The following is a 15,570-nucleotide window of genomic DNA, read 5'->3' on the forward strand; positions in this document are numbered from 1 at the left end:
GTCATAATATACTTTATTAGGGGATACCCTGTCATTACTTTTGGGATATCAATTCAACAGAACCCTAAATAGTATAAAAATGTTAGTAATAGTCAAATTTGTAGTCGCACTGGTTTTAACTGTGCTGTTTTAGATTTAAATACTGAGCATCAAAGAGATAATCATGCAAAAATTACAGTTGAGAATTGTTTTAATTACCCTCGGGGTTTTGGTCATTTCAGCCGCCTTAGGTTATCTGGTTGGCCAGGGCCTGTATACTATCATCAATTAATAAACCGTTATATATGCGATTAGTAAAAACATACAATTCAATGAGGCTTATTCAAAATATCTTACAGATATCCCTTGAACCCGGTTGGGGCCTGAGAAAACTGTTATTGATATCTGCCATCCTTTTTTTGGGATATCTCTACGGAAGGATGTTCTTATGGCTGGCATACTATTAAAAAGGTGTCAAAGACTTACTTTTGCAGCCAATGGAAATAACAGAAAAGAATCGCAATCGTATTTTCTGGGGTCTGCAGTTTTTGGGCTGGGGGTCCATTAATCTTCTTTCCGTACTCTTCCTTGGGAAACTTTCCAATGCCTTTATCATTTTTTCTGTTGTTACCGGTACGCTGATAGGGGTGGGCACAACTTCTCTTTTGCGCTATTATCTGCGGACGAGGATTCATTATGATAACTTCGGATTAAAAGAGGTCCTGCGAATAGGACTGGCTACATTAATTACCTCAGCTATTTTTGGTTTGCTGAATCTGGCCTTAGGTTATATATACGTCAAATTTGGTCCTGAACTGAACGAACTGGACCTGGAAATATTAAAAACATACGATAGCCCCTGGCTCCTTATAATCAATTCCCTTTTTCTCATTTTTGGCTGGGTCTTTTGCTATTTGGTCATCAAACTGCTTTTAAAGATCAACAGAGACCGGATGGAACGGCTGGAACTGAATGCGAGCCTGAAACAGGCCCAGCTCAACACCCTTAAAGGACAGATTAATCCGCATTTTATGTTCAATAGCCTGAACAATATCCGCGGGCTCATGCTGGAAGACGTTGCCAAAGCCCGGGAGATGCTCACTAAGCTCTCCGAGATGCTTCGCTATTCCCTCAGCATGAATAACGTAAATGCCATTTCGCTTCGGGAAGAACTGGAAATGGTGGATAATTATATAGGACTATCCAGAATACAGCTGGAGGATCGGTTGCAGTTTCACAAAGAAGTGGAAAAATCGGTACTGGACAGGCAAATTCCTCCTATGATTGTGCAGTTGCTGGTGGAAAATGCCGTAAAACACGGAATCTCTGCCTTAAAGGCCGGTGGAACCATCACCCTCACTATAGAAGAGACAAGTGATTCGTTGCGGATTGAAGTGCGCAATACTGGCAGCTTAAAAATTTCAAACGGTTCAACGCAGCTGGGGCTAAAAAATATCCGGCAGCGGCTTAAACTGCTTTTTGGAAATACTGCAGATTTTAAGATTTATGAGAGGGAAGGGGAAGTGGTTGCAGTGATAAATATTCCAAAATAATGGAGATAAAGGCACTTATTGTGGAGGATTCGCGCCTGGCGCGCAAGGAACTGCTCGAGTTGATCAGGGCCCATCCCGAAATCAATGTCCTTGGCGAGGCGGAGAATGTAGACAGTGCCTATGAAATGATTGGTGAAATGCAACCGGATCTTTTGTTTCTGGATATCAACATGCCCGAAAAGGATGGTTTTGAATTACTGGAGATGCTGGATGAGGTGCCGGTGGTCATCTTTACAACGGCCTACGATGAATACGCCATTAAATCTTTCGAATACAACGCCCTGGATTACCTCCTGAAACCCATTAGCCCGGAACGTTTCGGTGCTGCCCTGGAAAAGGCCAAACAACGGCTGCAGGCCCCGGAAGAGAGAGGGAATACCGAAAAGAGCCTTACTGAAAGCAGTCAGATATTTATTAAAGACGGGGAGCAATGCTGGCTGGTGCGGATCGGGCAGATCCGATTGTTTGAAATAGTCGGCAATTACACCCGGGTGTGGTTTGAGGATCAGAAGCCCCTGCTATATAAATCACTCAACCAGGTGGAAGAGAAGTTGCCTGAAACAGTGTTTTTCCGCGTAAACCGACAGCAAATAGTAAACGTAAACTTTATAGAAGAAGTGATTCCGTGGTTCAATGGCACACTGAAATTGCGTTTGAAGGACCAAACGGAAGTAGCGGTTTCAAGAAGACAGTCTTCCGCCTTCAGGGATCGCCTCAGTTTATAAAAAAATGCCGCAGAGCGCGGCATTTTAACTATTATTTACCCCTTTAACAAGGGCTGGTAACTTTCCTTGTATCCATACAGGACAATAAGGTTCAGGACTAACAGAACAATAGCACCTGCAATCCCTCCCGGATCCAGGGTGGCATGAAAGAGGACGGCATTGATGGAAACACTCATCAGAATCAGGCTCATCAGCGCTCCGAATTTGTTAACAATCAGGGAGAGACCTGCTACAATTTCCACTAGGGCAACCAGGGTCAGGGTTTTGGTATTTACCAGTGCCCCAAAGTAGGCTCCGGCATCCCCTGTTGGGGCTTCCATCGGTATAAAGCTGAAAAATTTATTCAGCCCGAATACAAGGACAAAAAGGCCCAGCAGGATGCGGACCACTAAAAATACTTTTGAATTCATCGGTCAGGTTTTTTAGGAGTTTATAGTTCCTAAATTAATCATTTTCTTCCAAAAATGTCAGCGGATTAATAAGAGCGGAGCAATCCTCCGTCCAGGGGGATAGCTGTTCCGGTAAGGTAAGATGCCGCCTCAGAGGCCAGAAATGCCGCGAGGTAACCGTATTCTTCCGGCCTGCCCAGCCTGCGTACAGGGACCATCTGTTCCATGCGGGAGACCACTTCTTCAGGGGCAATCCCCATCTGTTGTGCTTTTTTCTCATTGAGTTGCTGCAGGCGTTCCGTATCGAAGTAACCGGTGAGGATTGAGTTTACGGTTATCCCGAAAGGGCCCACATCGGCGGCCAGGGTTTTGGCCCAGCTCACGACCGCTGCCCGGATCGTATTGGACAGGGCCAGGTAGCCCAGGGGCTCCTTTACGGATACAGATGCAACATTGATTATCCGGCCCCAACCTTTTTTTTGCATATTGGGGAGGGCAGCCAGGGTGGTGTGCACTACCGATTTAAAAAGAATGTCAAAAGCTTCCTGATAATCTCCTACCCCTTTTTCCAGGCCCGTTCCGGGCGCCGGCCCCTGGGTGTTATTTACCAGAATATCCACAGGCCGCTTTTCGATGTAGGCAGAAATAGCTTCGGCATAGCTGCTGTGGTCGGAATAATCCAGTACCAAAAAGTGGTGTTTCCGGCCCGTTTTGGTTTGCAGTTCATCGGTAAGAGCCGCCAATTGATCCTTACTCCTGGCAACCAGGGTCACTTCGGCCCCGCTGTCTGCCAACTGGCATGCAACGGCCCTTCCGATTCCCCTGCTGCTTCCCCCGATCAGGGCATGTTTGTTATGGAGTGAAATTTGCATTGGAAAGGGTATTTTTATCTGTATTCTTCTCGTACCGGGCTGAAAATATCCATTATCCGGCAAGCCGTAATAGCCTTACCACTATGGGGTTCAAAAGGCGGGATCAGAACAATGTCTCCACTTTGGTAAACCCTTGATTTTCCGGATAAGGTAAACTCAAAACGACCTTCCATCACGTGCATGATCTGTTCGTTTTTGTGCTGGTGTTCGGGCACCTCAGCCCCTTCTTCAACTTCCCAGAAAACCAGGCTCATTTCGCTGCCGTGAATCATTTTACCCCGGAATCCGGGAATAATCTCCTTTTCAGGAATTTGCGCTATTGAATAGTCCATGTGCTGTGTCTCTGATTAATCGAAATAAAAATAAGGTATTCCGGGCATATAGAACAGAAAGGGAATCTGTCATAAAAGCCATGCCTGAAAGCAGGAGGCAATGATTATCTTTGCGGTCAAGTTTTATTTCAGATGCGCATACATTTTATAGCCATAGGCGGAAGTACCATGCACAACCTCGCTCTGGCATTACATGATAAGGGTTACCAGGTAAGCGGAAGCGATGACGTTATTTTTGAACCATCAAAAAGCCGTTTGCAAAAAGCGGGAATACTCCCTGAGGCCTTTGGCTGGTATCCTGAAAAAATCGTTCCTGAGTTGGATGCAATTGTCCTCGGGATGCACGCCAAACCGGATAATCCGGAATTGTTGAAAGCAAAGGAACTGGAGTTGCCTGTGTTCTCTTACCCGGAGTTTTTATACCAACAATCGGAGCACAAAACAAGGGTGGTAATCGGGGGAAGCCACGGGAAAACCACTATTACGTCCATGATATTACACGTCCTGAATTATTGGGACAAGGAAGTAGATTATATGGTGGGGGCACAATTACAGGGGTTCGACCGTATGGTGCATCTTACAGCTGAAAATGATTTTATACTGCTGGAAGGGGATGAATACCTCTCCTCCCCAATTGACCCAAGGCCTAAATTTCACCTCTATAAACCTAATATTGCCCTGCTTAGCGGCATTGCCTGGGACCACATAAATGTCTTCCCAACATTTGAAAATTACAGGGAGCAGTTTGAGGGATTCCTGCAGGCCATTGTCCCCGGAGGCAGTATTACCTATAATGAAGAGGACGCAGAAGTGCGGGATATGGTAGAATCCCTGCAGGCAGCAGTACGAAAATTCCCCTACAAGACCCCTCAGTATTCCTTAAAAGACGGGAAGACCTATCTGGAAACCCCTGAAGGCCCGCTCCCTTTGCATATTTTTGGGAAACACAACCTCAGTAACCTGGCAGGGGCCAAATGGATTTGTCAGCAAATGGGGGTAGACGAACTGGAATTTTATGAAGCTATTGCCTCTTTTAAAGGGGCCTCCAAAAGACTGGAGGTGCTGGGGCAGGGCAACAGCAGTATTGCATTTAAGGATTTCGCGCATTCCCCTTCAAAGGTAGCTGCAACGACGCGTGCCGTGAGGGAGCAGTTTCCGGATAAAAAGCTCATCGCTTGCCTGGAACTGCATACCTACAGCAGCCTTAACCACACATTTTTAAAGGAGTACAGGGGAAGCCTGGATGCGGCGGACGAGGCACTTGTCTTTTATGTCCCGGAATCTTTAGAGATCAAAGGCTTGCCGGCTGTACTTCCGGATGATATAAAAAGCGCTTTTTCCAATAAGGGTTTAAAAATATTTACCTCAGGAACGGAACTGGAAACCTTTCTTTTTGGGAAGGAATTTGAGGATTCGGTGCTCCTTTTTATGAGTAGCGGTAATTACGGGGGGCTTAACATGAAGGCTCTGGCGGATACATTGCCTTGATTCCCTCTGCTTTAAAGGTTTCAGGTCACTTACAGGTCGAATTGCCGCAGGTGGTGGTCCAGGTGTTTGTACTCCAGCTTTCCCCATTGTTCAGCGGTAAGGCTGCCAAACATGGGATGCGGATTCCAGCTTTCCCGAGATTTTAAGTGGTGAAATGTATCTACGAGTTCCAGTAACCTCTCGTACTCCTGATTGAAATCTTTTGATTCTGTCGCTCTTGCCCTTGGAATGGTGGGGAGATTTTTCTTCCAGGGTTTATCGTTGTACAGGCTTTTTTTAAAGAACAACCGGATCAGGAGGTTACCTTTCTTTTTGGGCAGTTTATTTTTTATGCCTACTTCAAGCGGTATCTGGCAGTGCCAGACCATCTGGGCCGCGTCCATCCTTCCCCAAAGGGGCTTCATTTCGGGTTGAAGTTTTTTCAGACGACTCCTGATGTCTTCGTATCCGTCTGTTTCCAGCAATGATTTCACGGTAATTCTGTTTGTATAAAATTACAATAAATAGTGGCGGCTGCTGTTGAATTTCACTAAAAATCGTTTCTATTTCCACCATGAAAAAGGAAATGGAATACATCCCGATTTGCCAGTGGGATACCGCAGAGCGGCCCCGTGAGAGACTGCTGAGGGAGGGCAGGAATTCTCTGAGTGATGCGGAGTTGCTGGCCGTTATTATGGGGAGTGGTACCAGGGAAGCCAATGCCATAGACCTTGCCCGGCAAATCCTCCTGAGCAGTCGGAAAGGTTTTAAAGGCCTTGAAAAACTATCGGCCTCCCGCTTGATGCAGATAAAAGGGGTAGGGCAGGCGAGGGCTGCCTGTATCCTGGCGCTTGTTGAATTTGCAAGGCGGCTGGCACGTGAACCGGCCGAACAACACAATACCATTGGCGGGAGCCGGGATGCCTATAAAGAACTGAAGCCGTTTCTCTCAGATCTGCCGCATGAAGAATTCTGGATCTTGTACCTGAATAATGCCAACAGAGTTATGCATCGTTTTCAATTAAGCAAGGGAGGGCTTACGGCAACGCTGGTGGATGTTCGATTAATTTTAAAGAATGCATTGGAGGTGGGGGCTGTAGGTATTATTTTAGCGCATAACCATCCCTCAGGGAAAACCGCGCCCAGTAAGGCGGATATTCAGATTACAAAGAAGATAATCAAAGCGGCAGCCCTGATGGATCTGAAGGTTTTGGATCATTTAGTGATTAGCGAGGCGGAATATTATAGCTTTGCAGATCATCAACTTATTTAAGGTAACGGAAGTGCTACTGATTTACACCCACGAGATTACCCCAAGGTTTACATATGTGACCCGGCATCTTTTCGTGCATATACTGGGGATAGAGATCAGTTACAGCAGTACGGTAGAGGATTTTATCAGGCACAAGGGCCCCAAGATTACATATACCCGGCAGCCGCTGCAAAACGAGTTTTTCATCAGAAGCCACGAATTGCTTTTCCAGCAGGGAATAGACGAGCTGGCTATTCAGGTTGAGACATGGGATGAGCTGCCCTGCTACTTCAGGACAAATGAGCGGAGTAACCTCCCCTTCGATATATTCGCAGCTGCTTTCTTCCTGCTCAGCCGGTATGAGGAGTACCTTCCGCATGTAAAGGATATTCACGGGAGATTTTCGCCCCGGGAGAGCCTGGCCTTCCAGCACAACTTTCTCAAAATGCCCATAGTGGACCTTTGGGCTTATAAGATGCTCGGATTGCTGCAGCAGCGTTTCCCGGATCTTGAGGCTACAGCAAGAAACTATTCCTTTACTCCTATAATTGATGTAACTACCTCGCATTGCTATGCCCGGCGTGGGGTGCTGCGCAGCTTTGGCGGGATGATGCTGGACCTGTCGAAATTCCGCTTAAAAAGGGTCTGGGAACGGATCAGGGTATGGTTTAACCCATCCCGTGACCCCTACAATAATTATGATTTCCTGATATCCCTGCATAAAAAGTATCCGGTAAAGGCCATGTTCTTTTTTCAGTTTGCCGAATATTCGACCTATGACAAGAACGTCTCAACGAACAACAATCATTTCAGGTACCTCATTAAATCCGTAGCCGATTACAGCATCGTATCACTGGCGGCGTCCTACACGGCTTCGGAGAAACTGGATGTGTTGAAGGAGGAGAAAAAACGATTGTCGAATGTGCTGAACCGACCTGTAAAGTACACCCGCTTAAGGTACAACCGGGTAGATATCCCCCACAGTTACAGACATCTGATAGAGGCTGAGTTTACGGAAGATTACACCATGGGGTATACCCATGAAATTGGGTTTCGGGCAGGAACCTGTACCCCGTTTTTCTTTTACGATATCGCAATGGAGTCTGCCCAGCCCATCCGTATCTTTCCTTTCGCAATGCACGATTATGCCCTGCTGCGATATGACTCAACCGAAGAATTATGGGAAGACCTCGATAAACTCTACCGGGAAATTAAAAAGGTCAATGGACGGTTTATTGCGGTATTCTCCAACGAATTGCTGGGGGGCAGGCAAAGGATCAACTGGCTGGAACTCTACGAATCTTTTCTGAAAAAATATCATGCTTGATCATCCCATAACCGATATTTTCTTTGACCTGGACCATACCCTGTGGGATTTTGAAAAGAATTCAGCTCTTACCTACGAGCAGATATTCAGGGAGCAGGAGGTGACCGTAACGCTTCCCGATTTCCTTGAAATCTACATCCCGCTGAATCTGCAGTACTGGAAAATGTACCGGGAAGGCCGGATAAACAAGGAACGCCTCCGGTACGAACGGCTGAAAACAGTTTTTGACCGGTTAAATTATACTATATCGGATACGCAGATACTATTGCTGGCCGATGAGTATATCCGGCATTTATCTTCTAAAACCCATCTGATGCCCCACAGTATTGAAGTCCTGGAATACCTGAAGGGAAAATACAGATTGCATATCATAACCAACGGGTTTCGCGAGGTGCAGCACAGAAAGCTGGAAAATAGCCGGTTAACACCTTATTTTATAGAGGTGATTGATTCTGAAAGGGCGGGTGTCAGAAAGCCGGATCCTAAAATATTTGAAATGGCCCTGGAAGTAGCAGAGGTTCCGGCACAAAAGGCCCTGATGATAGGAGACAGCCTGGAAGCAGACATCATTGGCTCCCGGAAGGCCGGGTTGCAGGCGCTGCATTTTAACGTGCATAACGAACCCCTTCACGAATATTGTCCTATAATTCATCATCTTCAGGAAATAAAAAGCTACTTATAGAGTTATTTTATTGAACACTGTATGAACCCTTATTTCCCCGCCAGGGGAAGTGTAAAGACGGGCTTGTTATGAAAAAGAACCTTCGCGTACTTACAGGATTAGTATTGCTGGTTTCATTCGGCTGTGCAGAGCAGCAGAATTTTGACCAGTACGATGATATCTCGGTAACCCCAACCCTGGAAGGGAGCCTGCTATATGTTGAGACACCGGAAAGTGAAATCAACCAGGCCAGCGGGGGAAATTTTATTGTTGAAACGTTTAATTTTGACGCTTTCACCGAAGGATTTGTATCAGATAACCTCCTGGACGGCTCCATTACCTATCAGCTTGAGAATACGACCAGTAAACCCCTGGAATTACAGGTAGAATTCCTGGATGAGGGAGGTAATGTCCTGGACACCGAATTATTTAGCCTGGACCCTGCACCCACGGCTATTTTAAACCGTGAAGTGGCCTATGGAATGGGGGGGAGGAGTATCGATATTATCCGGAATACCTCTGCTTTCCGGCTTACAGCCACAAACCTGGGGGATAGCAGCAGCACCTCCGCAGAACCGCAACCGCGCTTTATCTTCCGTTCCAGCGCCCAATTCAGGATCGAACTCAAGGGATGAGGCGGATACTCTGTTTACTGGCTTTCTCAATTGGCCTGGGATGGGGTTTGGCCCAGAACAAGCAAATACTTTATGATTTCAGGGAAATCCCTCAGGCATTAATGGTCAATCCGGGTACCCGGACGGCTTATAACTGGTATGCAGGCATTCCCATGCTATCAGGTATATCCTTTCAGGCAGGGAGTAGCGGGATTTCGGTAAATGACATTTTTGCCGATGACGGCCTGGATATTAACGATAAAATCCGGGACCGGGCCATCTTTGGCATGAGTACGCGGGACGAGTTAAGCGGCACCTATCAGGTGGAATTGCTTAGCGGGGGGTTCCGCTCTCGCAACCGGCCGAATGACTTTTATTCTTTTGGCATTTATAACGAAGGGGATGCTATAGGGTACTGGTTCCGCGATCTGGCCATTCTGGCCTGGGAAGGCAATGCAGACCGGCTGGGGCAGCGCTTTGACCTCGGCCACCTGAAAACCCGGGGGGAGATGCTCAATGTATTCCATTTCGGAATAAACCGAAGGGTTAATAACCGACTGACGGCGGGGGTTCGGGCAAAGATCTATTCTGGAATCATCAGCTTTAAAAGTACCCGAAACAGTGGCTATTTTGTAACCCAACCCGGTCAGAATAATTTACTTGCCAATACCCTTCGGGCCGATATGCTGCTGCAGACTTCCGGGTTGGAAAGTATCCGGCAGACGCTTTCAGACAATGGCGGGAATGAAGTGCAGGCTATCAGGCAGCACCTGCTTAAGAGAGGATTTTTCGGGGGTGATTTAGGGCTGGGGGTGGACCTTGGCTTTACCTATGCCTTAAACGGACAACTGGAGCTTACGGCAAGCTTGCTGGACCTGGGCTTTATGATGCATAGTGGGGATGTGCGAAATTTCAGCCTTGCGGGGCAGGCCACCGTAGAAGGCGTAGAGGTAATCCTTCCGGATGCCCTTGCCGATCCCAACCGGGATTTTTGGCAGGACCTGGTGGATGAGGTGGAAGGGCTGATTCCCTTTGACGAAGACAATCGTTCCTATATCAGTTTCAGGCCCACAAAGCTCTATAGTTCGCTTCGGTATAATTTCGGGGAGGCAGATGGAACAGCAGGCGCCTGGTGCGACTGCAGCTACAGGGTAAACAGCCGCAGCCCGCGGGCCGGCTATCGCAATGCAGTTGGAATACAGCTCTATGCAATAAACCGTCCAAGGGGTCCGCAGACCGCCTGGACCCTATTTTATCAGCGCAATTTCGGCAGGATCCTGGGGATGAAGGCTACCTATACTGCCGATAAATTCACCCAAACGAACCTGGGGTTGGGTGTAAACCTGCAGGCGGGCCCTGTCAATTTTTATGTGATGGCAGACAACCTTCTGGCCTACCGCAATATTGCGGCCGCAAACTATGCTTCTTTTCAGATCGGATTAAATATTCTATCTTGGAACGCTAATTGAAACGATAATGAAGATGTGCCGATTCCTCGTATTTCTGGCCTTTGCGCTATTACAAATCACTCAGGCCGTGGCTCAACTGGATGCCTATAAGTATATCATCGTACCGACTAAATTTGACGGCTTTAAACAGAGCAACCAGTTTAATACTTCCACCCTGATCAAATACTACTTCACAGAAGCGGGTTTCAACCCCGTCTATGAAAATGATTTGCCTGCAGACTTGTATGCAGACCGCTGTACGGGCCTGATGACCCGATTTATTGACAACTCCTCTCTATTTGCTACAAAAGTGGTACTCTCCCTAACAGACTGCAAGGGAAATGTTGTTTTTGAAAGTACTGAAGGCAGCAGTAAGCTTAAGGAATTTGACGAGGCCTATAAAGAAGCCATTAATGAGGCTTTTGTTTCCTTCAGGGGAATGTCTTACCAGTATACCCCAAAAGCCACGCAAACGGAGCCTGAAGCAGCCAAAAAACAGGCAGTAGTACCCGCTGTTGAATCCGAAGGGATACCTTCTCCCAAAGAAACTACTCCAGCGGAAGCCCCTGAGAAGAACATTGTGGCTGAAAAAATCACAGATGATGCCTGGGTGGCTGTCCCGATCCCTAATGGATATAAACTGGATACCGGGGATGCGGAGACCAGCATGAAATTGCTTAAATCCTCCAACCCGGACACCTTTATGGCCTTTATAGGCGACCAGCCCAGGGGAATGGTCTATAAAAAAGACGGCATCTGGTGGCATGAATATTATGAAGCCGGGGAATTAAAGAATAAGGAACTCAGGATACGGTTTTAGAAGTCGTATTTTTCCTTCCAGCGCGCTTTTAAGAAGGCTTTGATCTCCTCTTCCCGCCTGTTGTGACTGCTTTGATAGAAATTTGCACCGCTTAAAGCTTCCGGCAGGAATTCCATGGCCGCGAAATTTCCCGGATAGTCATGCGCATAAGCGTATTCTGCGCCATATCCCAACTCCTTCATCAGTTGGGTAGGGGCGTTTCGAAGGGGAATGGGCACCTCCAGGTCACCGCTTTTACGAACTTCCTGTTGTGCATTTTTAATTGCCATATAAGCACTGTTGCTTTTGGGGGAACCGGCCAGATAAATGGCACACTGGCTCAGGATAATGCGGGCCTCGGGCAAGCCTATAAACTGGACAGCCTGGAAGGTATTGGTCGCGATGACCAGGGCAGTCGGGTTGGCCAGTCCAATATCTTCAGAAGCGGCAATAATCATCCGCCTGGCAATAAATTTCACATCCTCGCCGGCCTCTACCATTCGGGCCAGCCAGTAAACGGCCGCATTCGGATCGCTTCCCCGTATGGACTTGATAAAGGCCGAAATAATATCGTAGTGCTGTTCCCCGGTCTTGTCATAACGCAGCGGTTGGCGGTTTACCATTTCGGAAACCAGGTCATCCGTAATCAGTACGGTATCACCCTTTGAGGCACTGACAACCAGTTCAAAGATATTGAGCAGTTTCCGCCCGTCTCCCCCGGAAAGCCGCAGCAGGGCATTGGTTTGTTGCAGCTCGATTTTTTTGGATTGCAACCAGGGGTCCTGGTCCATAGCCCGTTTCAGCAAATTCATCAGATCCTCTTTGCCAAAGGATTCCAGGGTGTACACCTGGCAACGGGATAGCAGGGCCGGAATCACTTCGAAACTGGGATTTTCCGTTGTTGCTCCGATGAGGGTTATCCAGCCTTTTTCAACAGCTCCCAGCAGGGAATCTTGCTGAGACTTACTGAACCGGTGTATTTCATCAATAAACAGGATGGGGTTCCTGGAGGTAAACAGCCCCCCTCCTTTGCGGGCTTTCTCCAGTACTTCGCGTATATCCTTAACCCCGCTGTTGATGGCACTCAGCGTATAAAAGGGCCTTTCACTTTCGGCCGCGATGATCTGGGCCAGGGTAGTTTTTCCGGTCCCCGGAGGCCCCCAGAGGATCATAGAAGCCAGGTTTCCTCCTTCCAATTGGCGGGTAATGGCGCCTTTGGACCCCACCAGGTGGGACTGACTGATGTATTCCCTCAGGGTTTTGGGCCGTACGCGTTCTGCCAGCGGTTCATTCATGGCTTAAAAATACTATAATTCATTCGATGGATCATTTGTAGGATACAATAATCCTTGGAGGAAAAACGTATTATACAGTAATTTGCAGCTATGTCTGAAGTCACTCATTTTAAATTCGGCAACCGGGTGCTCCTGCTCCCCCTTCTGCTCGTCCTGACGATCTGGACGGTATACTTTCTGGAGCTGAAATTTCGGGTGAACCTGAATGATCTGGGAATCTACCCGAGAAGATTATCAGGGTTAAGAGGAATCGTTTTATCCCCCTGGATCCACGGATCGCTCAGCCATTTGTACAATAATACCATCCCCCTGGCCATACTCAGCGCCGCACTTATGTACTTTTACCGGGATATCGCATGGAAAACCCTTATCTGGGGAACCCTGCTTACCGGTCTGATTACCTGGGCCATTGGCCGGCCTTCTTACCATATCGGGGCCAGTGGGATCATTTATCTGCTGGCCACATTTATCTTTTTCAAGGGGATATTTTCCCGGCACTACAGGCTGGTAGCCCTTTCCCTGATAGTGGTTTTTATTTATGGCAGTATGCTCTGGTATATCTTTCCGGTTAAGGAAGGGATTTCATGGGAAGGCCATCTCAGTGGTTTTATCAGTGGTTTTTTGTTTGCCCTTTTATTGAGGGCACCACTACCGAAACCGGTCAAATACGCCTGGGAATCGGAAGACTACAATGAAGATCAGGACCCGTTTATGAAACATTTTGACGCGGAGGGCAACTTTATAGAAACCCCTTCGGATACTGCAGGTGAAGACGGGCCGGAGCAAATCCGGATCCGCTACGAGTACAGGGAACGAGACACAGGCAAAAAAGATAGTCAGTAAGAGCGCTGCCGCAGTATTTCATACAGGAATACGCCACAGGCTACCGAAACATTTAACGACTGAATGGGACCCATAACCGGGAGCTTCGCCTGCTCATCGCATAATTTTAAAGTACCGGGATGTATCCCTTTTCCCTCCGATCCCATAACAAGGGCCACAGGGCGCTTCAGATCCAGCTCGTAAATCGGGTCTGAGGCTTTTTCAGTGGCTGCTACCACATGCACGCCTGAGGCCTGCAGGTAATAAATGGCGTCTTTCAGGTGGGTTACCTTGCACAGGGGTACGCTGTAGGCGGCCCCGGCAGAAGTCTTTACAGTGTCGGCACTGATGGGTGCGGTTTCCTGAGAGGGCAGGATAATGGCGTCTACCCCTGTACAGGAGGCCGTGCGTATTATTGCCCCCAGGTTTCTGACGTCGGAAACCCGGTCCAGCAACAGGAACAGGGGCTTGTCTGTCTTTTCCAGGATTTTATTTACCAGTTGTTCAAAATCCTGAAAAGCAACAGGGGAGATCTGGGCAACCACGCCCTGGTGGTTTTCTTTGGTAAGCTTGTAAAGGCGTTCCTGGGGCACATAGGATGCGCGGATATTGTGTTTCCTCAGGCTGGTTTCCAACTCTTTGGATAAGCCTCCCTTAAGGCCTTGCTGAATAAAAACCCGCTCAACAGATTTTCCCGCCTCGATGGCTTCCAAAACAGCCCTGAGGCCATAAACAATATTTTCTTTATCCATGGAGTTAAATCCGATAACTATTGAATAACAGTATTTTATCTGTTGGTTATGCTATACTTATATGCGAAATAAGTTGAATATAAGTTATTTAGAGGTTTCAGGGGCGCCTTTATCAGATAAATAAACCCGCTGGAAAAGCTATTAGCAGCCAATTGCAGCTAATTTTTTCTGCCATCCCTTATGTCAGCTGGTAGATTATACCCACCCCTTGGTCAGTAAATGGCACTGCGCCGGCAAGCCCGCTGCCTATGAGTTGCATATTATGTATCCCTCAGCCTCTTCTGCATTCGGGTTGGCAGGATCCTCAATGGGAGGGTCCTCAGGTTGCTCAAAATTACCGGAATCATCAGTGGAGCACCCTGCTATCAAAAGGGCCAAAAACAAAATCGTAAGAATTAAAAATTTATTGGTCATTCATGTAAGGTCTGAAGGAAACAAAACCATCCGCAGGGATGGTTTTGTGAATCTTCTTAAAGTTTACCGAACTAGCGGTTTAGGAATTCAAAGGTCTTGATAAGGTCCTTTTCTTCGTTCAGGTCAATATCGTAATCCTTCAGGAAAGTCTTGATCTTATCCTTTTCCCCGGCACCAGCAATTTTATAAAGCTGGCGGTTCTTCAGGGTCAGCTCATCGACACGGTCTACCCCTTTTTTCTGGACGTAGTATTCAATAAACTGAGTAAAGCGGCTTGGGGTGGCTTTTACGAAGGAATTCTGAGCGGGGGACCCTTCGGTGAATTTCACATGTATTCGTTTGTAAAGGTCATAGGTTTCGCCATCTACCAGGTGGGTCAGGTAGCCATTCATGGTATTTCCCTTTACATCGATAAAGGTCTTGAAACTCATCGGTTTGTTGTCGACCATTAATGCAATACTCTTGTCCCTTCCCAGTGCCCGGATACCGGGATTCTGTGGAGATTCTTTGATCTCGATCTCCTCATTTAAGGCATTGTGGCGATAGTAGAGGTCTCCTACTTTTTCATTTTTGTAATAGACTTCTGTTTTTTGAAATTCATTGGAAACATATGGGGATCCCTGGAATTCCTCCCATTCCTTACTTCTTTTTTGAAGGGCATCGTTAATTGGCCCCAAAATGGTACCAATCATGCCAGCTGTTGATCCCTGAGGTGCGCCTCCTGAAGACATGTATACGGGAATTTGTCCAGAGGTCTGTGCTGAGGCTATACCAGAGAGTAAAAGGCTAAAAACTAGCGCAATAGATTTAATATTCATTTATTATAAATTTTTTCCGAAAATACATATTCTTGATGAAAATAAAGAATA

The 15,570-nt window shown here is 47.2% G+C and carries 17 protein-coding genes; 10 read left to right on the forward strand and 7 right to left on the reverse strand.

Annotation, left to right across the window (positions count from 1 at the left end; genetic code table 11):
• Nucleotides 1–476: 476 nt before the first annotated feature.
• The gene (locus tag ACT6NV_RS09640) at nt 477–1,532 is read left to right on the forward strand and encodes a sensor histidine kinase (RefSeq protein WP_445384261.1); all 1,056 of its coding nucleotides are present in this window, start codon (nt 477–479) and stop codon (nt 1,530–1,532) included.
• Complete coding sequence (locus ACT6NV_RS09645) at nt 1,529–2,257, forward strand: LytR/AlgR family response regulator transcription factor (protein WP_445386685.1); 729 nt, start codon at nt 1,529–1,531, stop codon at nt 2,255–2,257. Before ACT6NV_RS09640 ends, ACT6NV_RS09645 begins: the two co-directional genes overlap by 4 nt.
• A gap of 35 nt (nt 2,258–2,292) precedes the next feature.
• On the opposite strand, the gene ACT6NV_RS09650 is transcribed toward ACT6NV_RS09645, so the two are convergent.
• The 3 genes from ACT6NV_RS09650 to ACT6NV_RS09660 form a co-directional block, all read right to left on the reverse strand.
• Nucleotides 2,293–2,667 (reverse strand): DoxX family membrane protein, encoded by a 375-nt coding sequence (locus ACT6NV_RS09650; RefSeq protein ID WP_445384262.1) that lies wholly within the window; start codon nt 2,665–2,667, stop codon nt 2,293–2,295.
• A gap of 65 nt (nt 2,668–2,732) precedes the next feature.
• Nucleotides 2,733–3,518 (reverse strand): SDR family oxidoreductase, encoded by a 786-nt coding sequence (locus ACT6NV_RS09655; RefSeq protein ID WP_445384263.1) that lies wholly within the window; start codon nt 3,516–3,518, stop codon nt 2,733–2,735.
• 14 nt (nt 3,519–3,532) lie between these two features.
• Nucleotides 3,533–3,850 (reverse strand): cupin domain-containing protein, encoded by a 318-nt coding sequence (locus ACT6NV_RS09660; RefSeq protein WP_445384264.1) that lies wholly within the window; start codon nt 3,848–3,850, stop codon nt 3,533–3,535.
• Nucleotides 3,851–3,982: 132 nt separating this feature from the next.
• On the opposite strand from ACT6NV_RS09660, the gene ACT6NV_RS09665 reads away from it, so the two are divergent.
• The gene (locus tag ACT6NV_RS09665) at nt 3,983–5,338 is read left to right on the forward strand and encodes a UDP-N-acetylmuramate--L-alanine ligase (protein WP_445384265.1); all 1,356 of its coding nucleotides are present in this window, start codon (nt 3,983–3,985) and stop codon (nt 5,336–5,338) included.
• Between the two features lie 29 nt (nt 5,339–5,367).
• On the opposite strand, the gene ACT6NV_RS09670 is transcribed toward ACT6NV_RS09665, so the two are convergent.
• Nucleotides 5,368–5,811: a DUF1569 domain-containing protein gene (locus tag ACT6NV_RS09670; RefSeq protein ID WP_445384266.1), complete on the reverse strand. Its 444-nt coding sequence runs from the start codon at nt 5,809–5,811 to the stop codon at nt 5,368–5,370.
• 80 nt (nt 5,812–5,891) lie between these two features.
• On the opposite strand from ACT6NV_RS09670, the gene radC reads away from it, so the two are divergent.
• The 6 genes from radC to ACT6NV_RS09700 all read left to right on the forward strand — a co-directional run bounded on the left by radC (nt 5,892) and on the right by ACT6NV_RS09700 (nt 11,439).
• A complete protein-coding gene (radC, locus tag ACT6NV_RS09675; protein WP_445384267.1) occupies nt 5,892–6,590 on the forward strand; it encodes a RadC family protein in 699 nt (232 codons plus the stop codon).
• Entirely contained in the window at nt 6,568–7,896 is a 1,329-nt protein-coding gene (locus ACT6NV_RS09680; RefSeq protein WP_445384268.1) for a polysaccharide deacetylase family protein, read from the forward strand. Before radC ends, ACT6NV_RS09680 begins: the two co-directional genes overlap by 23 nt.
• Nucleotides 7,889–8,578 (forward strand): YjjG family noncanonical pyrimidine nucleotidase, encoded by a 690-nt coding sequence (locus tag ACT6NV_RS09685; protein ID WP_445384269.1) that lies wholly within the window; start codon nt 7,889–7,891, stop codon nt 8,576–8,578. Before ACT6NV_RS09680 ends, ACT6NV_RS09685 begins: the two co-directional genes overlap by 8 nt.
• A 68-nt stretch (nt 8,579–8,646) precedes the next feature.
• Nucleotides 8,647–9,192: a hypothetical protein gene (locus tag ACT6NV_RS09690; protein WP_445384270.1), complete on the forward strand. Its 546-nt coding sequence runs from the start codon at nt 8,647–8,649 to the stop codon at nt 9,190–9,192.
• A complete protein-coding gene (locus ACT6NV_RS09695; protein ID WP_445384271.1) occupies nt 9,189–10,640 on the forward strand; it encodes a DUF5723 family protein in 1,452 nt (483 codons plus the stop codon). The genes ACT6NV_RS09690 and ACT6NV_RS09695 overlap by 4 nt, the downstream gene beginning before the upstream one ends.
• A 13-nt stretch (nt 10,641–10,653) precedes the next feature.
• Nucleotides 10,654–11,439: a hypothetical protein gene (locus tag ACT6NV_RS09700; protein ID WP_445384272.1), complete on the forward strand. Its 786-nt coding sequence runs from the start codon at nt 10,654–10,656 to the stop codon at nt 11,437–11,439.
• On the opposite strand, the gene ACT6NV_RS09705 is transcribed toward ACT6NV_RS09700, so the two are convergent.
• Entirely contained in the window at nt 11,436–12,713 is a 1,278-nt protein-coding gene (locus tag ACT6NV_RS09705; protein WP_445384273.1) for a replication-associated recombination protein A, read from the reverse strand. The genes ACT6NV_RS09700 and ACT6NV_RS09705 overlap by 4 nt on opposite strands.
• 90 nt (nt 12,714–12,803) lie before the next feature.
• Between ACT6NV_RS09705 and ACT6NV_RS09710 the strand changes: the two genes are divergently transcribed.
• Complete coding sequence (locus ACT6NV_RS09710) at nt 12,804–13,556, forward strand: rhomboid family intramembrane serine protease (RefSeq protein ID WP_445384274.1); 753 nt, start codon at nt 12,804–12,806, stop codon at nt 13,554–13,556.
• On the opposite strand, the gene rlmB is transcribed toward ACT6NV_RS09710, so the two are convergent.
• Nucleotides 13,550–14,287: a 23S rRNA (guanosine(2251)-2'-O)-methyltransferase RlmB gene (rlmB, locus tag ACT6NV_RS09715; RefSeq protein ID WP_445384275.1), complete on the reverse strand. Its 738-nt coding sequence runs from the start codon at nt 14,285–14,287 to the stop codon at nt 13,550–13,552. The genes ACT6NV_RS09710 and rlmB overlap by 7 nt on opposite strands.
• 485 nt (nt 14,288–14,772) lie before the next feature.
• Nucleotides 14,773–15,519 carry a hypothetical protein gene (locus ACT6NV_RS09720; protein WP_445384276.1) on the reverse strand — a complete coding sequence of 249 codons (747 nt, stop codon included), beginning with the start codon at nt 15,517–15,519 and terminating at the stop codon, nt 14,773–14,775.
• Nucleotides 15,520–15,570: the final 51 nt, after the last annotated feature.

The sequence above is a fragment of the Robiginitalea insularis genome (assembly GCF_052497835.1).